Origin of the sequence: Butyrivibrio sp. LC3010 (assembly GCF_000424385.1) — a bacterium.
Taxonomy (GTDB): Bacteria; Bacillota; Clostridia; order Lachnospirales; family Lachnospiraceae; genus Butyrivibrio.
Genome location: NZ_AUJU01000021.1, coordinates 1 through 16,465, shown reverse-complemented (window position 1 = coordinate 16,465; position 16,465 = coordinate 1). Strand labels below are relative to the sequence as shown.

Below are 16,465 nucleotides of genomic sequence, written 5' to 3'. Positions count from 1 at the left end.
TTAGCTTTGGCTAACTTTATTTCAAAATAAAAAGGACTGCGTAAAAACAGTCCCAATTACTTGTAATCTCATATGTTCACTTCCTAATTGTTTTAGTATTTTCTTCATATCATTACGCCTTTTCAAAATCAGGTTTCCATCCTGCAAACTGGACCAGCTGCTCATCTGTCCTGTGATAATATCTCTCATTCTTATCAAGTTTAGCGATCTTTGCCATCTCATCGTCTGTCAGCATAAAATCAAGGATGTTGAGATTATCTTTGATGTGATCCACGTTCTTGCTGCCGGGGATCACAACAAATCCCATCTGTGTATGCCAGCGGAGGATGATCTGTGCAGGAGTTTTTCCGTACTTCTTTCCAAGTTCGGCAAAAACCGGCTCATTTATCAGGCTCTTATCGCCGTGTCCTAACGGATACCAGCTCATAAGCTTGATCCCATACTTATCAAGAGTCTTTCGCAGTTCCTTCTGGGTAAAATAAGGATGCGCCTCCACCTGGATAAACTGCGGTGCGATCTCCCACTTCGTCTCAAGTTCTTCGATATACTTTCCTTCAAAGTTAGAGATACCGATGCTCTTTGCCTTACCTTCCTTATAAGCCTTCTCAAGCTGTCTGTATCCTGCAAGCCAGTTGCCGGCCGGCTGATGTATATAAAGAAGATCTACGTAATCTACACCAAGGCGCTCCAGAGTCTCATCCACAGCATTTGGATTTTCATATTCACTGGGCCAGAGTTTGGTGGAAAGAAAGATCTCATCTCTCTTTACTCCGCTATCCTTCATGCCTCTTCCAACGGCCCGCTCGTTTACATATGCATTGGCAGTATCAATGAGGCGATATCCCATCTTAAGTGCTTCTCTTACACTGTTCTCTGCATCGGCAGGCGAAAGCATAAAGGTTCCGATCCCGACTGCGGGACATTCCAGTTTATTATTTAGTGTTACATATTCCATTGCATAATCCTCCATTCATTAATATGTTGACGCCTTTGAACTCATCAATTTCCATGTTCCATTTTCTTTTCTTAAGGTAAAATCTCCCTGCAGTCTCCAGCTTCCCTTTCCTCCGCCATAAACCTCTGCGATCACTGTGCTGCATCCACGGCATCCTTAAAGTATGGCTCCCTTACATCCGTGGGACCGCCTTGTTCCATCAGATCAAATACATATCCTCTTTCGTAATCCATCTCCGTCACCATTCTTCTTCTTAAACCAGTCCGTTTGCTGCAAACCATTTTTTTACGGCATCTTTGGAATCTGCGGCTTTTGAACCCGTGATTGCAAGACCACTCTTTACTGTTGCCCCTTTAGCACATTTCTTTATATCACTCTCACTGGAACCCATACCGCTTCCCTCATTTGTGCAAAGCGGAAGGATGGTCTTTCCTGTAAAGTCATATCTCTCAAGGAAAGTTGCGACTGCCATCGGGAAGGTCCCCCAGTAGTTCGGGTAGCCAAGTACTATGGTGTCATACTCATCGATACTATCAAGATAATTTGTAAGCTCAGGTCGTGCATTGTTCTGCTTGTCTTTCTTTGCTTCATCGATGCAGGACATGTATACCGGTGAATATGGATCCTTCATCTCGATCTTGAATGTATCCGCGTCGATCAGCTCTTTCATAAGACCTGCAACGATTTCTGTATTTCCGACCTTTACGTATCTCATTGCTCCGCCGAAATAGTTTTCATCCGCTCTTGAAAAGAATGTAATCAATGTTTTTGCCATCTTGATCTCCTCCTTTTATCTACAGGTGTTTACATTTATTTTTGTTTCTATGACTTGATTATCACGCAAAACACTTGAATAATCCAATTCAAATATCCTATAATTGATTTAATTTTTAAATAGCTGACTTTCAAGGAGATATATCGATGACAACCAAGCAGATAGATTACTGCATAGAACTGGCTCATACCCTTAACTTCAGCCGGGCGGCTGAGAACACATTTGTAAGTCAGCCAACCTTTTCTTATCAGCTAAAGCTTTTGGAAGATGAGGTAGGCTTTAAGATATTTGAAAGAAACGGCAAAGGAGCTGCACTCACTCCGGCCGGTGCGCAGTTCGTAACCTATCTTTCCGGTATGCGTGAGGATATGAAACGCGCCATCGAACAGGGACAGAATTTCAGTGCCAGATACAGGGACAACATAACTGTTTCCATGATGGTCAGACAAGCCATATACTTTCTGCCCGAAGCTATCCGCATATTTGAAAAGGAGCAACCCGGTGTCCAGGTTACTCCTCTGTTTCAGTACGATAACGGTGTGGAAAGCTTTTTAAAGGATGAGTCCGACATCCTCTTTGCACTTATAGAACAGACTAAACATATCCCGGGAATCAACATCCACAAACTCTTTGATTCTGGTATCTACCTTATTACCGATAAAAACGATCCTCTGGCTAAAAAGAACATCATCACGGATGAAGACATCTACGGACGCACCCTCATGGTAGGCGGCGGCTCTCCGAACGCTTTACGATCCGTCCAGCAAAAACTAATCTCCTCTGGGAAGATCGAGTATTTTAACAGTCCTGATCACGACTCTACTCTTGTAAATGTCGCATCCGGCAAAGGTATCTGCCTTGCTCCCGGATTCTTAAACGACCATAGCGGACAATTTGCGTGGATCCCTTATGACTGCAGGGAATGTTTTCACTGCGTCCTATGCACCCACAAGACGGATAGTCGTGAGAGCCTTGCCTCATTTATCAAGACGCTTCAAAAGCTGTACAAAGATGCAGTGGCTTTTCCGCTTTAACTTCGTATATAAACGACTATCACTTTCCTGTAAGTTTTAAGAATTTCTTATCGTTCATTTGCTCGTTTGTAACATACTCCCCATCATGGAATAACGCATAATTCGTAATCGGTGTCGGTGCATTCTGTGCTTCTTCTTTGCTTTCAAGATGTATTGCCTTGAATGCAATACCATTTTCTTTTGCCGTCTGCTCCAAAACCGGGACATATTTTGCATTGAATGGGCACTGATTCGTATAGTACAGAACATATCCCTTCTCTTCTATATGCGGATGTTTTGCACATTTCTTAAACACCGGAGCTTTTGCATTTTTATCGAACGGCATATACCAAAGCTGAATACCATTATCAGCTTCATCGCTCACGACAAATCCTTTGTACTTCAGAAACTTCGGATCAGCCAGAAACGGTTTCTTCTTTGAAGCGCAAAGAATACAAATCCCTTTTTTCCCCTTTTCCTTACTATCCTCGATGCAGGCAGTAAGTAGATCAGTAGAATATCCATGTCCTTTGAAAGCCCCGGACACCCAGAGACAGTCAATGTACATATATCCATCTGCCTCTATCGGAATCCATGCGTTTTCCGCCGGGATATATTCGATAAAACACTTTCCGCGCTCTACGCTCTTTAGGAAAACAAGTCCTTCATCAAACCTCTCCGAAAGCCATGCCTTCTTAGAAGAAACCTGAACATCCTTATTATTTGATATCGCGCAGCAAATATGCTCCTCTTCGAGGTTATCTTTTGTTACATGAACATATTCCATGACCGCTCCTTTCAATAATATGCCAATGAACACTTAAGCTCCTTGGCATAGATAGTATTTACTCAATAGGGAAACAAGCTTCCGTTACATACTCATCAGGATTCTGTGTCTGTGCAGGACTCACATGATAGATATTAAACATAGGTCCATTCATTTTATATCCATTAGCTTTGATCCATGACGCCACAGTTGCATATGCCTCACCCATCTGATCGTAGCTGCCTTTAATAATACATATTGCCGGGATCGTAAAAACTCATATTTACAGTACCCCATAATCATTTCTAAGCATGCCATAAATATTATAATCGCAATAAACAGAAACCATTTTTCCTTGGCGAATGGTTCCTTCTTTTATAAATCCACATTTTTCCATAACCTTATTTGAGGCACTGTTTCTTACATCAGCGCGCCCATTCAATCGTTCTATTTCCGTGTTCTCAAATATAAACCGTACAACTTCCTTTAGGGCTTCTGTAGTAATTCCCATATTCCAGTACTCAGGATTAATTCTGTATGCTATATCACCCATTCTGGCATTTTGGATATCAAATACCGAGATCATGCCTACCACTCTATTGGATTCTTTCAATATGATTCCCCAATCAAAATCAGGAGAAGGTTTTCTTTTTACCCAAGGGCGGGGGTCAATAAACATAAGTTCAGGATTTTTCTCACCCTTACTTGCTTTTCGTCCCCAATAGGTATAAATTTCGTCTCTCCCCAACCATTCTCTCAAATCCGGCACATCAGCTTCGTTAAGAGTTCGAATGATCAGTCTATCAGTTTCAAGCATTGGCTTATCTATTTCATAATCTTTTAACATAGTTTCTCCATTAAATTCCAACCCGTACAGGAAATCTCTTCATTCGTCACGAGATGATCCCGGTACCCAATCTTCATCCAAAGCTCTACAGTGTGGCGGACTTCTTCGCCTATCTTTTCATATGGATGTCCAACATATCTGGGGCATGCAGCACAATCGTTTCCACAAGCCGCTATTATCTTTTCTATCATCCTTATCCCCTAGCGCTATAAGAAGAACCGGAATCGCCACTATCGTAATTCCTAGCCCAGCAAGAATCTTGCTTATTAACCTTTTCATTCTTCCCTCACCTATCTGATTTTAGAATTGCGTACCAACTGGAATCATTAAGTCCCTGGTTGTTAATATCTGAGCTACGGAGTGTCCCTTCGTACTTCATTCCACATTTTTTCATGACCATACCGGAGTGTGGATTATTAACATCATGCCTTGATTCGATACGATTTGCTTCCACCTTGTCAAAAAAGAAATCTATGACTGCTTTTAATGCTTCAGATGTAATACCCTGATTCCACCAGCGCTTTCCGATACAGTATCCGATATGAATCATGTTTATACTCTCTTTCATACCAACTGCAGAGATACTGCCTATTGGTTCATCTATTTCTTTTAGAACAATGGCCCACTGATAGTACTTTTCATCCTTATATGAATCCACCCACTGTTTTAAAATCTCTTTTGTAACATCCACCGTTCCATGAGGTGACCAAGTAAGATACTTAGTAACTTCTTCATCATTTGCCCAGTTCTTAAACATGGCATCTGCATCTTCTCTCTTGAATTGCCTCAGTATAAGTCTTTCTGTTTCGATAGTCTGTGTTCCGCAATGCTTCATCTTATCCTACTTTCCCTTTTCCTATCATTTTTTCGACAACTTATGGATTATCATACCTTTTTTCAGACAAAAATAAAATAGCTCCGGACATCAACTAATCAAATCTTGATGCTTTGCATGATGGCACCTCCCTCATGCACAGATTGTAAATCAGTTTTTCTGATAACGGTACAAGATATCCCATCGCAAGTATAATTCCGAATAATACAGCTGCAAGCCAGGACTTAGTGAAAAGTGCAAGAAGGATACAGATGCCAACAAGTTTCATCGGAAGACCTGCTACATTCTCATAAACGCTTGCTACTATCGTGATCATCAGGCTTAGTAAGCTCATTACAATTATCATTGGAAGAATTATCGGTGCCAATAGGATTTTTACTAATACTCTACTCATATCAGATCCTCCCTTCGCGTTTTTCATTTGCTACCTTATAGGCAATCAAACGAAGTACATAGTCAGGCATCTGTCTACGTCCAAGCTCCCACTCCTGCATAGTTCTATAAGGAACTCCAAGCCACTTGGCAAATTCTGTACGATTCATACCAGACTGTTCCCTGATTACTTTAAACATGTAAGCTGTCCTACGACGCTCAGCGTCTTTGTCATCCTTGTCAGTTCTTTCAACTTCAATCTGGATGCCTTCTACATCATAAATATCTTTCTTCATAGGCTACCTCCATCAATGTAGTCAATGCGTATATTTATCTACCTTCATTTTAATGTAGTCATTGCGTGCATGTCAATGCAAAAAATAAAGCTGACTGCCATAATCGACAATCAGCTTCTTTTACGGGATCTCTATCATAAAAATGTATCTCCCTTTTTACAAAAGTGTTTCTATATGCACAAATTTGAAGTTGTGCGATTAACTTCCGTTTATTCTTCCATCAAGGATTATGTATTACATTTCTCTTTCCACTATTGGCAGTTCCTCTTACTTCTTCGTGGTAAAAGTAATCTACGATTGTTGGATGTCCTTTCTCTACTCTCTCATACGGAGTTTCATTATCAACAAACCTGCAATCATACTTTTTAGCCAGCTCTTCAGCTTTCTTTTCCAACGCTTCAAAATAGCTGCGGTTCTTTTTGTTATAAATTTCGTCATACAGCGGCACCAGATCCGGATGTTTATCGGAAATGTATTTCATGATATCTGCCTTAAAACCTCCGCGAAGATTCAGATTCTCAAGCCATACAAGGTCACACTGATCTTTTGTCCTGTCTATGATTGCTTCTATATCCGTAATCCCCGGGAACACGGGTGAAATGAAGCAAATTGTACGAATGCCTGCCGCATATACCTCTTTCATTGCAGCAAGCCTTCTTTCTATGCTTACTGCCGCATCCATATCGTCTTTAAACTCTTCATCGAGAGTATTGATTGACCATGATACTGTAAGTCTGCTATTTTCATTGATCTCTTTTAGCAGATCCAGATCTCTTAGTACAAGGTCTGACTTTGTGCAGATAAGTATGTCCGCACCACTGTCCTTTAGTTCTTCCAGAAGTCTTCTTGTATTTTTATATGTTTCCTCTAGCGGATTATAACCATCCGTAACTGTTCCAATGATCACCTTCTGGCCGGCATACTTCTTTGGATTCTTTATTTCAGGCCAGTCTTTCACATCCATGAAAGTTCCCCATTCCTCCGTATGCCCTGTAAAGCGTTTCATAAAAGATGCGTAGCAGTATTTACAGGCATGGGGACACCCCACATAGGGATTCACCGAATATCCTCCAATAGGAGTATTCGATTTTGTCATTACACTTTTTGTTTCTATATGATTTACTTTGATTTCTGGTTGTTCCATATCCTCTGTTCCTCCAGCACTTTGTTAAAAGCATCCGGCATTTCCTGTATCATTTCTTCTCCCATAATCGGAACAAGATCTTCTTTCCAGAATACAGGAATGTTCAGTTCATGAGCCTGTTCTGTCAATGAATAAACCCACCCGGGATCTGTTTTAACAGTCCTGCTCTTTGCACCTGTCATGGTTCCCACCACAATCCAGTCAATGCCTGTAAGATCAACCTTACCCGGATCATCGAACAAAGGCTCAAAGGTAACATGATATTTTTTTTCCTTCACATTGCTCCGCAGTGCATCAATACGCCATAACTCAGACTTTCTCGTAACTGTAACGCCAAACCATGCATTATCAAGATCTGTTTCAAAAGACAGAAGATCCGGTCGTTTGGTAAGAAAAAGAAACTGGTGCTGAGGATTCTCTGCTATCTTTTTAAAGACTTCCTCTCTCCATTCCTCATGCCATCCCGAGAGATCGCTCATACCGGTCAGCAGAAAATTCTGCGGCTTTTTCTTTTCCATCATACGAAGCTTGCCTTGAAAAAACTGTGGCTTTTCAAAATCATCTATGATGTGATAACGCCTCGTATTGTTTCTGGCATAGCAGTACGGACATCCAACAGTGCACCCTATAACAAGATTCATGTTCTGAATCTGATCTTTAATACAGATACTCATTTGTCACTCCATTCCTCAAGGTTTACCCTGATGCGGTTAAGATACTCTTCAAACTGAAGAATCTCTTTATCCGTAAAATCACGATAATAAATATTCCCCATCTCATTGGATACGGAGTCATAAGCTTCTTTAAGTTCTTTGGCTTTATCTGTGAGGAACAGAATAGTTTTTCTCTTATCAGCTTCATCAGTTTTGCGGCTTATCAGTCCGTTTTTTTCCATCCGCTCAAGCATGGTTGTAAGTGAAGTAATTGCAAGTCCGCTTTTCTCGGAAATAATTTTAATAGGAACACCATCTTCCTGCCATAAGACATAAAGAATCCTTCCCTGAGCTCCATTAAATGCATCAATGTTTTTTTCTGCCAGTATCCTTTCAAATATACGATCACCCAGCTGTTTTATTTTTGTAACAAGAAATCCACCATTTGTCTTCATAATTTAATACTCCTATATCGCAGTTTTATACTACGATATAGGAGTATTTGTGTCAAGCACACATATCATAACTGCAAATATTATGTTCTAACGATTATCTCGACAAATTCTGAATTTGTAAGTATCTGTCGACATATTTCATGCGGGCTTCTGCTGTCCACTTGCGGATGAACTCAGTTTTAGCATTGGTATAGGCATCTCTGTTATGCTCATATCTCTTCCATAATTCAAGCTTCAATGCTTCATATTCCTCTGCAATATGAGGATGCTCATTCAGATAGTCTCGGAAATAAAGCTCGTCATTATCTCCTGTGTATCTAAGATGAATGTGATAAACCTTATCCGCAAAGCCCTCTTTTGTATATCCCTTATTTAATGAAATCCGTCTTTTTTCATCGGACATTCTGATAAATCCATTCTGCTCTAAAATGTGAGCGACTTCTTCCATGTCAGGAACAGAATAAACTTTTATATCACCATCATCACTCAAGAGTACATTTTTCATCTTAAATTCCTTTAGACCATCATTTTTAGCGGAGTTGGAGAATAGCACCTGCTGAACCATCGCCTCCAGCAAACCGCGCATTGTATGCCAATTTTACCTTACTTCTTTTACCATCATATTGATAACTATAAGCAGTATGACTACCGAAATCCATATGGTTTTTATCCCAATGATTCCGGATATTACTCCGCCAAATCCTGCTCCTATAGCAAATATCAGAATGATTCCAAAGAAGTGAAATGATTTGTACAAAGATTGTTTGTTTTTGTCTCTAAGGTATTTAGAAAGGCTCTCTGTTCCACTTCTCAGATTTCCAATGCACATGGTACTTGCATATCCATATCCATGTACTTTTCTAAATGTTTGCACCTGCATGGCACATGAAAATGACACAATCATATTTGCTATCATATTCATATCCATGGGGAGAAGTCCGACAATGCTAAGCGCAATCATTTCAATTATTATGATAATCTGTCTCCAGTGGATTTTTTCAGCACATTTATACTCGTTTTCAATTCTCTCTGCTATAAAAATCCCAGCAGCAAACGAAAAAAGCGGACACATATAGTGTAACCCCTGCATAAAATTACCCTGCATCAGGTTCTGACTCATTAAAACAACATTGCCGGTCTGTGCATTGGCAAAGACTTTATCCCTCATATTATATGTATACGCATCCTGTAATCCTCCTGAAAAGGATAATAATGCACTTAATCGAAAACTCTCAGATGTCTGCATATTTCTCCTACATATTTTATTATCGCGGAATAGTTACTCATGAATGTAATTCTTTTATTTCATGAGTTTACGGATCGTCTTCAATAATTCGTCCACGATTTCTTCATCGTCATTTTTTATGCCGTCCGTAACGCATCCTTTCAGGTGATATCCAAGAAGTTCCTGATTAAAGCCGTCTATTGCTGAGGCTGCAGACATGGACTGTTGAAGGATGTCGTTGCAATATACGTCATCCTCGATCATTTTTTCCAGGCCACGTATCTGCCCTTCCAGACGTTTCAACCGGTTGGTCAGAGCCTTTTTCTGTGCTGCTGTTCTGACTGTCTTTTTATGTGCCATAAGTAATCTCCCTATTATTCATATGTTGACTAATAGTATCATATCCCGGCTATTTATTGTACAGAAACAACCTTATAGCCAAGATCTTCTATCTCCTTTATCAAGGTGTCATCCTCTACCTCTTTTTCGTACTTCACAACAGCTTGCTTCTTTTTGAGGTTCAGTTTTGCAGATACGCCATCAATTCTGTTGATCCGTATATTTTTTAAACTCAGTCAAAATATTATTTCTGTCCATATGTACTGATTATTCCATTTCCAGTGTTTTATAGTTTTTCTAAATCACATACTTTTAGCAATCTTTACCAGCCTGCTTGTGCCAAGTCTGTGTGCTCCAAGTTCAATAAATTTCTCAGCATCTTCAATTGATGCAATACCGCCTGATGCCTTGATCTTGATATTTGGACCACAGTGTTTTGCAAAGAGTTCTATATCTTCAAAGGTTGCACCGCCTGTTGAGAAACCTGTTGAAGTCTTGATATAGTCTGCCTTTGACTGCGTAACAATCTCACACATCTTGATCTTCTCCTCTTCTGTAAGAAGGCAGCACTCAATGATAACCTTCATGGTATGGTCGCCACAGGCTTCTTTGAGTTCATTGATCTCATCAAGAACAAACTTATAATTCTTAGCTTTCAGCTCCCCTATGTTTATAACAATGTCGATCTCTGTTGCTCCGTTTGCAAGCGCATCCTTTGTCTCAAAAACCTTGGATGCAGTTGTTGTATTTCCATTCGGGAATCCGATTACTGTTGTTATAGGCATATCAGGGCCCATATACTCACGGGCTTTCTTCACATAATATGGAGGAATGCATACGGAAGCCGTATGGTACTTCATACCATCGTCGCATATCTCTTTTATCTCATCCCATGTGCTTCCCTGAGCAAGCAGTGTGTGATCAACCATCTTTAATATTTCTTCAAGTTTCATTCGAGTATCCTCCATTCTTCGACCTAAGGGTGGTACCGCTTGCGGTGGATTCCCTAGGTCCATCCAAAAATTTCATAGTCTTTTTGGTTCATAATTTGACAATAAATACGGGACGACAAAATAGTCCCCCCTACCATTTGCAATATATACTAGGGGGGGAGTATTTGTCAACGCCTATTTTTCTTTTACCATATTCCCATTACATGCTGCATCAAAAGGCTGACAACTGTTATTCCGATCCAGCAACAGCCGCCAAGCAAAATCGGCTTCCCACCTGATTTAATTAGTTTGATTATGTTACTGTTCAAGCCAATAGCAGCCATGGCCATTATTATAAAGAACTTGCTAAGTTCCTTAAGTGGCTTAAAAACATAAGAAGGGACACCTGCTCTCAAGCAAATAGTTGTGATAATTGAAGCAATCACAAAGAAGACTATGAACATCGGAAATGCTCTTCTAAAGCTAAAGCCATTTGTCGAACTTCCATCCTTTTTTGCTTCCCTTGCCCTCAAATACGCAAGTACCAGTGTAATAGGTATGATAGCCAGTGTTCTTGTAAGCTTGACCGTAACTGCCTTATCAAGAGTCTGACTCCCCAGGTTCCACATACTATCCCAGGTTGATGCAGCTGCGGTGACGGAAGAAGTATCATTAACTGCAGTTCCCGCAAAAATACCGAAAGCCTCTCCTGTTGTGATATCAAAACCTATAAGCTTTCCCAGCGAAGGAAAAAGAAGTGCTGCCAGCACGTTAAAGAAAAATATCACAGAAATTGCCTGTGCCACTTCATCATCATCCGCATCAATGACAGGAGCCGTAGCTGCAATTGCTGAGCCGCCGCATATTGATGAGCCAACTCCGATAAGAGTAGCTGTGTTTCCTTTGATATTCATAACCTTATGAAGAATCCATGATAGGATAAGCGATGTTGAAATCGTGCAGATAATTATAGGAAGTGACTGTTTCCCGGTCTGAAGAACGACCGAAAGATTCATACCAAATCCAAGGAGGACAACAGCCTCCTGCAGAATTATCTTTGATGTAAACTTTATTCCATCAGCCGCCTTCCCCTTGTCATTCCAGAACAGGGCTATTATCATGCCCAGAATGATTGCAATCACCGCTCCGCCAACGACAGGGAAGCGCTTTCCCAGGAGCCATGAAGGAACTGCAATAGTGAAGCATACTATTACTCCCATGTAATTCTTTTTCAAAAAATCCATCTCAAGACCTCTCTCTCTTTTTAATCTGTTCTTTCGCAGGTCTTATTCTATTCTGTCTTTTGAAAAAGATAAAATTATATATTATTATATATCCATAAACATTTCTTATCGTTAGGGAGGACTGATTATGCTGGATTTCAGGATAGATACCTTTCTATGTGTTTGCAGGCACCTCAATTTCACCAAGGCGTCTAAGGAGCTGAATATTACTCAGCCCGCTGTTTCTCAGCACATACATCATCTTGAAAATGAATACGGGACAAAGCTGTTTACTCAGGATGGAAAAAAACTTTTTCTAACTGATAACGGAAAACTCATGTATAAAAAAATGAATCAGATAAAAAATGATGATGAAAGTCTCAAAGAAATACTTTCAAAGAATAACCATGGCTTAAAAGACATCTCTTTTGGTGTCACCATGACCATAGGAGAATACATAATTGCTGATCCGATCAGTGATTACATAAAAAATCACCCGGATACTAATCTTAAGATTACATTTGGCAACACATCGGAGCTTCTTAAAAAACTCTCCGACGGTGTTATAGATTTTGCACTTGTAGAAGGATATTTCCCTGAAAATGATTATGAAACGCTGCTTTTTAGCAAAGAAGAGTTCGTTCCTGTCTGTTCGGCAAAGCACTCTTTCAATCAGAAGCCACGCGTGATAAAAGATCTCTTTCCCGAGCGAATTCTTATAAGAGAACCCGGTTCAGGAACGCGCAATATATTGGAAAGAGCTCTTGCCCTGAACAATTACTCCACAAGTGATTTTAGGAATTTTACCCAGGTGGAGAACATGCATGCCATAATAAGCCTTATTGAAAAAGATTGTGGCATCACCTTTTTATATAAAGCAGCGGTTGCATCAGGACTGCAGTCCGGATATCTGAAAACAATCCCCCTTGACGACTTTAGGGTAAAACATGATTTTACCTTCATCTGGCCCAAAGATACTGTTTTCAGTGAAGAGATCCGTGCAATATGTGAGGAAATACAACCTATAACTCATTCTGCATGAAGTTCATGTTCTTTTTCATAAAGCTTGTTATCCTGCCGTCTCATGAAAATCATCCGGGACAGAAAAAGAATCAAGCTACTTCCTACAAAAATCTGAATCGGATATGTGATTAGTACGCTTTCAGATATTATCATGCTCAGCATGGTAATAGCGCCAACCGGTGGCATATACATCTTAGTAAAATGAATAACGATAAGCATACCACTTGTAGCAACAATTGCTGAAATCGTAATAGGAAGCCCTATCCAAATAGCAAAGAAATATCTTGAAATCACACCAATTATGGCACACACAGTTATCACTGCCACCGTTTTGACTGGCATATTTCTTGTTTTGTTCCTTGGCCTGGAAAACTCAGTAAATGCCACAAGTAACGGAGGTGCCACAACAAATCTATAACCCGTTCTGAATGCAACACCGGCTATTACTGTCACACAAAGGATTCTAATGGAAGTATCTACCATATCGTCCCTGGAATTCAGCATCACAGGAACATATTCCTCATCTGCTCGGATTCCCTGAAATAGAAAAAGTTTATGAAACAATATTACAAGTAATGTCAGTACAAATGCAGCTATAGGATACACTATACTTGTAGTATGCATCATCACCGGGAGCACTATTGCTGAGACAAATGGTGCAAACGTGGTTCCTGAAAACATAAAGATTACCTGAGCGATTGTGAATGCCAAAATCACTTCGATATACGTATCAAACGGAACAAATCTTACAATGCACACTCCTATTATCGCACAGCCTGTTATCAGTGAAAGCATACGCTTTCCATTAACCTTCCAGCTTCTATTTTTTGCCACCATATATCCAACTGCTAATGCTGTTATCTCAGGAAATATAATCTCCTTCTCATTTAAAGTTTCTGCAAATAGTGTCATCAGCGCTACTAACAGAACTGTACAAGCGTATGGTATTATTCTCTTGACTCTATACATATTCTATAAAAAACATGCAATCAATGTGATGATCGCGATTCCTCCTTACTTAAAAATAGCACATTTACTGACACTCTTTCCAAGAAAGACTCCGCAAGGGTCTCGTCTGTTGTTTTTCGTTTCACAGCTATTCACTCCTTTAGTCAATTTTAATCAGGATCTGCAAAAGAATTATCTTCAACAGAATTTTTCCTTTTTATAAGTTTTTTGCAATTTCAAATACTTTTCTTAGATACTTACCAGCGTTTTTATCCCGGTTAGCATCATTACCATAGCCTCTGGTCATCTCATCAAAAGCATATACTTCGCAGGTTTTTGCTCTATTTCTGATCCGGTCACCAACCATAACTGTCTTCATTGCTTCCAGCTGATCTCTTCTTACCTTATCTTTTAATGACCCACCCATGGTAATCAAAAATAAAGCTTTCTCAAGACATTTCATAGATGTTTTATCCCCATATGCAAATCCGTAAGTCCATACCCGTTGAAACCATCCCTCTAACATAGCAGGAGACGAAGTCCAAAAATCAGGGTAAATAAAAGCTATCGCATCTGCTTCATTTATCTTTTTCTGCTCAAAAAGAACGTCCTCCGATACAGGACTATCCAAATTATAAAATCCTTCTCTTATATACTCTTTTTCCGGCATCACGGGATTGAATCCATCTGCATACAGATCAGAAATCTCATATGAATGTCCTGCACTCTCCAGTCCTTTGATAAAAGCTTCTTTCACTTCATATGTGAAACTATTTTTACTTGGATGACAATATACAATGAATACCTTCATTTCATACTCCTTTACCTATGGCTACTTATCCATCTCTATCCACTGTATGAAAGCTGTCTTATCACTGCTGCTATACCCAGCCTTCTCATAGAAATGCATAGTCTCCGGCTTCTTTGATCCTGTCAGTAGCATCATTTTGTAACAGTTTTCCTTCTCCGCAATCTTCTTTGCATAATCCAGACATTCACCTGCATATCCGTTTCCTCTGAAATCCGCATGTGTTACCACATTCTCAACAAAAGCATATGGTCTTATATTTCTTGTTAAATTCGGGATGATCACACAAACACAGGAAGATATAATCTGACCATCAATCTCATTTACGATCAGATGGTGATTCGGATCCTCAATGATCTGATTCCATGTTTTTTCAAGATGTTCATCATGCTTGGGAATACTATCTTCATGTAAGTAAAGATACAGTTCCAAAAGTGCTTCCAAATCTTCTTTTCTTGCTTCTCGTATCATCAGCTAATAATCCTTAACCCTTTAATCTATTAACCTGAAATTCAAAGTTCCATAATTTCTAAATCGTCCGGAACAAAAAGCTTTCCATTATCCAAAGAAAGGGCATCTTTCTTTGATACACTGCTGGTTCTGCGATGAGAACTCACAGTGTTGCTTCTCATATTCAATCTGCACACCGTAGTGCTGTCTTACGTACTCTATTCCATGCTTGAACGCAATCATAGCATCTCTTTTACAACATCTTGGGCCATTTATCTTGCCAAGCTCTCCTATGGCGCTTGATGTAAATGCCATGTGATCTCCCCATGTGCCATCCTCAGAAAGTGGTCCTGTACCATCAATAATAGAAAGAGCTGCTCCTATAGATGTTATCGCTCCGCATATTCCCCACAGTCCGCACATTGCTCCCGGCATCCGAAGTCCTTCTTTCAAAAGCTTCTCCAAGGCATAGTCTATATCTATTTTGCCACCAGCATTATGATAAGCCATTAAAAGACATGCCCCATCTAATATATGATGCTCTGGCCCATGTATGCTTATATACGCTTTCTTTGCCATTGACTTAAACATCTTGATAGGATTTACGCCTTTTTCATTACGTATATCTTCAATAATCCTGTTTGCTTTTTCTTCAATAGTCATAAGTAGCTTCTCCTATAAACTAATTATGAAGCTCTGTACTCCATAAGAGTTGTGTTCTGCCATTTTCCAAATCGATCTTTAGCTATTCTTTCCCTATAGCCAATTTCCCTAAAACCACATTTTTTGTGTAAGGCTATACTTGCTTTATTAATTGAAAATATTGCAGAGTATATGCTCCAATATCCATCTTTCTCAGCTTCTTTGATAATCGTATTTACCAAAGCTGTTCCTATCCCATGACCTCTATAGTTTCTGTCTACATATACACTCATTTCAACGCAGCCTTTATATGCGCACCTACTTGAAGAAGGACTTAGCGCTATCCAGCCTACAACCTTCCCTTCTTCCTCAAAAACAAACCTGCAATTCTTTACATGGCCTTCATTCCACTCAGTAAAACTAGTGTACTGACACGTTGACAATTAATCAAAGTCGCTCCCTGCCTTAAAGGACAGGGTACAGCGATTTGAGTTTGATTCTTGCATCAGATGTTTTGAATTGCCAATCTACAGTTGCTTTATTTGAATTACGCTCATCTTCCCAAGTGCTGAGTTCTTTTATAAGCAAATCAATATTTGATATCCGTCGTGATAGGCACTGCCTTGTCATAACATTGAGTTCTATTTCGGCAATATCAAGCCAACTTCCATGCTTGGGAGTATAGTGTATCTCTAACTTTTTTAATATCCTGCGAGCTTCTGCAGGAGGAAGGAGTTTGTATAGTGATGCAGGTCTATGTGTGT

The 16,465-nt window shown here is 39.8% G+C and carries 26 protein-coding genes; 2 read left to right on the top strand and 24 right to left on the bottom strand.

What is annotated here, in order from left to right; translation table 11 throughout:
• Positions 1-112: 112 nt before the first annotated feature.
• A complete protein-coding gene (locus G622_RS0113060; protein ID WP_026511079.1) occupies positions 113-955 on the bottom strand; it encodes an aldo/keto reductase in 843 nt (280 codons plus the stop codon).
• Positions 956-1,208: 253 nt separating this feature from the next.
• On the bottom strand, positions 1,209-1,730 hold the full coding sequence (locus G622_RS0113045; RefSeq protein ID WP_026511078.1) for a flavodoxin: 522 nt from the start codon (positions 1,728-1,730) through the stop codon (positions 1,209-1,211).
• 146 nt (positions 1,731-1,876) lie between these two features.
• On the opposite strand from G622_RS0113045, the gene G622_RS0113040 reads away from it, so the two are divergent.
• Positions 1,877-2,764 carry a LysR family transcriptional regulator gene (locus G622_RS0113040; protein WP_026511077.1) on the top strand — a complete coding sequence of 296 codons (888 nt, stop codon included), beginning with the start codon at positions 1,877-1,879 and terminating at the stop codon, positions 2,762-2,764.
• Between the two features lie 19 nt (positions 2,765-2,783).
• Here the strand turns inward: G622_RS0113040 and G622_RS0113035 are convergent, their stop codons facing one another.
• The 16 genes from G622_RS0113035 to G622_RS0112960 form a co-directional block, all read right to left on the bottom strand.
• The gene (locus tag G622_RS0113035; protein ID WP_026511076.1) at positions 2,784-3,530 is read right to left on the bottom strand and encodes an N-acetyltransferase; all 747 of its coding nucleotides are present in this window, start codon (positions 3,528-3,530) and stop codon (positions 2,784-2,786) included.
• Between the two features lie 58 nt (positions 3,531-3,588).
• Positions 3,589-3,759 (bottom strand): GyrI-like domain-containing protein, encoded by a 171-nt coding sequence (locus tag G622_RS25330; RefSeq protein ID WP_256374521.1) that lies wholly within the window; start codon positions 3,757-3,759, stop codon positions 3,589-3,591.
• A 33-nt stretch (positions 3,760-3,792) separates the two neighbouring features.
• Positions 3,793-4,356 carry a GNAT family N-acetyltransferase gene (locus G622_RS0113025; RefSeq protein ID WP_044957674.1) on the bottom strand — a complete coding sequence of 188 codons (564 nt, stop codon included), beginning with the start codon at positions 4,354-4,356 and terminating at the stop codon, positions 3,793-3,795.
• Positions 4,350-4,547: a hypothetical protein gene (locus G622_RS0113020; RefSeq protein ID WP_026511074.1), complete on the bottom strand. Its 198-nt coding sequence runs from the start codon at positions 4,545-4,547 to the stop codon at positions 4,350-4,352. Before G622_RS0113020 ends, G622_RS0113025 begins: the two co-directional genes overlap by 7 nt.
• 95 nt (positions 4,548-4,642) lie before the next feature.
• Positions 4,643-5,191: a GNAT family N-acetyltransferase gene (locus G622_RS0113015; protein WP_026511073.1), complete on the bottom strand. Its 549-nt coding sequence runs from the start codon at positions 5,189-5,191 to the stop codon at positions 4,643-4,645.
• A gap of 94 nt (positions 5,192-5,285) precedes the next feature.
• The gene (locus tag G622_RS0113010) at positions 5,286-5,585 is read right to left on the bottom strand and encodes a hypothetical protein (RefSeq protein WP_026511072.1); all 300 of its coding nucleotides are present in this window, start codon (positions 5,583-5,585) and stop codon (positions 5,286-5,288) included.
• Between the two features lies 1 nt (position 5,586).
• Entirely contained in the window at positions 5,587-5,859 is a 273-nt protein-coding gene (locus G622_RS26550) for a helix-turn-helix domain-containing protein (RefSeq protein ID WP_044957672.1), read from the bottom strand.
• A 220-nt stretch (positions 5,860-6,079) separates the two neighbouring features.
• A complete protein-coding gene (locus G622_RS0113000; RefSeq protein WP_022755164.1) occupies positions 6,080-7,003 on the bottom strand; it encodes a radical SAM mobile pair protein B in 924 nt (307 codons plus the stop codon).
• Positions 6,979-7,677, bottom strand: coding sequence for a radical SAM mobile pair protein A (locus G622_RS0112995; RefSeq protein WP_026511071.1), 699 nt, complete (start codon positions 7,675-7,677; stop codon positions 6,979-6,981). The genes G622_RS0113000 and G622_RS0112995 overlap by 25 nt, the downstream gene beginning before the upstream one ends.
• Positions 7,674-8,111, bottom strand: coding sequence for a radical SAM mobile pair system MarR family transcriptional regulator (locus G622_RS0112990; protein ID WP_026511070.1), 438 nt, complete (start codon positions 8,109-8,111; stop codon positions 7,674-7,676). Before G622_RS0112990 ends, G622_RS0112995 begins: the two co-directional genes overlap by 4 nt.
• Positions 8,112-8,205: 94 nt before the next feature.
• Positions 8,206-8,616: a GrpB family protein gene (locus G622_RS22895; protein ID WP_242833003.1), complete on the bottom strand. Its 411-nt coding sequence runs from the start codon at positions 8,614-8,616 to the stop codon at positions 8,206-8,208.
• A 93-nt stretch (positions 8,617-8,709) separates the two neighbouring features.
• Entirely contained in the window at positions 8,710-9,357 is a 648-nt protein-coding gene (locus G622_RS0112980) for a YoaK family protein (RefSeq protein WP_035773381.1), read from the bottom strand.
• A gap of 54 nt (positions 9,358-9,411) precedes the next feature.
• Entirely contained in the window at positions 9,412-9,696 is a 285-nt protein-coding gene (locus G622_RS0112975; RefSeq protein ID WP_022762007.1) for a metal-sensing transcriptional repressor, read from the bottom strand.
• 53 nt (positions 9,697-9,749) lie between these two features.
• On the bottom strand, positions 9,750-9,881 hold the full coding sequence (locus tag G622_RS27045) for a heavy-metal-associated domain-containing protein (RefSeq protein WP_255345354.1): 132 nt from the start codon (positions 9,879-9,881) through the stop codon (positions 9,750-9,752).
• A gap of 96 nt (positions 9,882-9,977) precedes the next feature.
• Positions 9,978-10,628: a deoxyribose-phosphate aldolase gene (deoC, locus tag G622_RS0112965; protein ID WP_022762004.1), complete on the bottom strand. Its 651-nt coding sequence runs from the start codon at positions 10,626-10,628 to the stop codon at positions 9,978-9,980.
• A gap of 185 nt (positions 10,629-10,813) precedes the next feature.
• The gene (locus G622_RS0112960) at positions 10,814-11,851 is read right to left on the bottom strand and encodes a YeiH family protein (protein ID WP_026496659.1); all 1,038 of its coding nucleotides are present in this window, start codon (positions 11,849-11,851) and stop codon (positions 10,814-10,816) included.
• Positions 11,852-11,978: 127 nt separating this feature from the next.
• Here G622_RS0112960 and G622_RS0112955 point away from each other — a divergent pair, with 127 nt between their 5' ends.
• Entirely contained in the window at positions 11,979-12,872 is an 894-nt protein-coding gene (locus G622_RS0112955) for a LysR family transcriptional regulator (protein ID WP_026511069.1), read from the top strand.
• Here the strand turns inward: G622_RS0112955 and G622_RS0112950 are convergent.
• The 6 genes from G622_RS0112950 to G622_RS0112925 form a co-directional block, all read right to left on the bottom strand.
• Entirely contained in the window at positions 12,860-13,765 is a 906-nt protein-coding gene (locus G622_RS0112950; protein WP_022755918.1) for a hypothetical protein, read from the bottom strand. The genes G622_RS0112955 and G622_RS0112950 overlap by 13 nt on opposite strands.
• A gap of 253 nt (positions 13,766-14,018) precedes the next feature.
• Entirely contained in the window at positions 14,019-14,612 is a 594-nt protein-coding gene (locus tag G622_RS0112945) for an NAD(P)H-dependent oxidoreductase (RefSeq protein WP_026511068.1), read from the bottom strand.
• 21 nt (positions 14,613-14,633) lie between these two features.
• Positions 14,634-15,080 carry a GNAT family N-acetyltransferase gene (locus G622_RS0112940; protein WP_026511067.1) on the bottom strand — a complete coding sequence of 149 codons (447 nt, stop codon included), beginning with the start codon at positions 15,078-15,080 and terminating at the stop codon, positions 14,634-14,636.
• 87 nt (positions 15,081-15,167) lie between these two features.
• Positions 15,168-15,722 carry a DUF5714 domain-containing protein gene (locus tag G622_RS0112935; RefSeq protein WP_022775883.1) on the bottom strand — a complete coding sequence of 185 codons (555 nt, stop codon included), beginning with the start codon at positions 15,720-15,722 and terminating at the stop codon, positions 15,168-15,170.
• A 23-nt stretch (positions 15,723-15,745) separates the two neighbouring features.
• Entirely contained in the window at positions 15,746-16,144 is a 399-nt protein-coding gene (locus G622_RS22890) for a GNAT family N-acetyltransferase (RefSeq protein WP_242833002.1), read from the bottom strand.
• A 22-nt stretch (positions 16,145-16,166) separates the two neighbouring features.
• Positions 16,167-16,465: transposase (locus G622_RS0112925; protein WP_026511066.1), on the bottom strand; the 299-nt coding region annotated here is incomplete at its 5' end.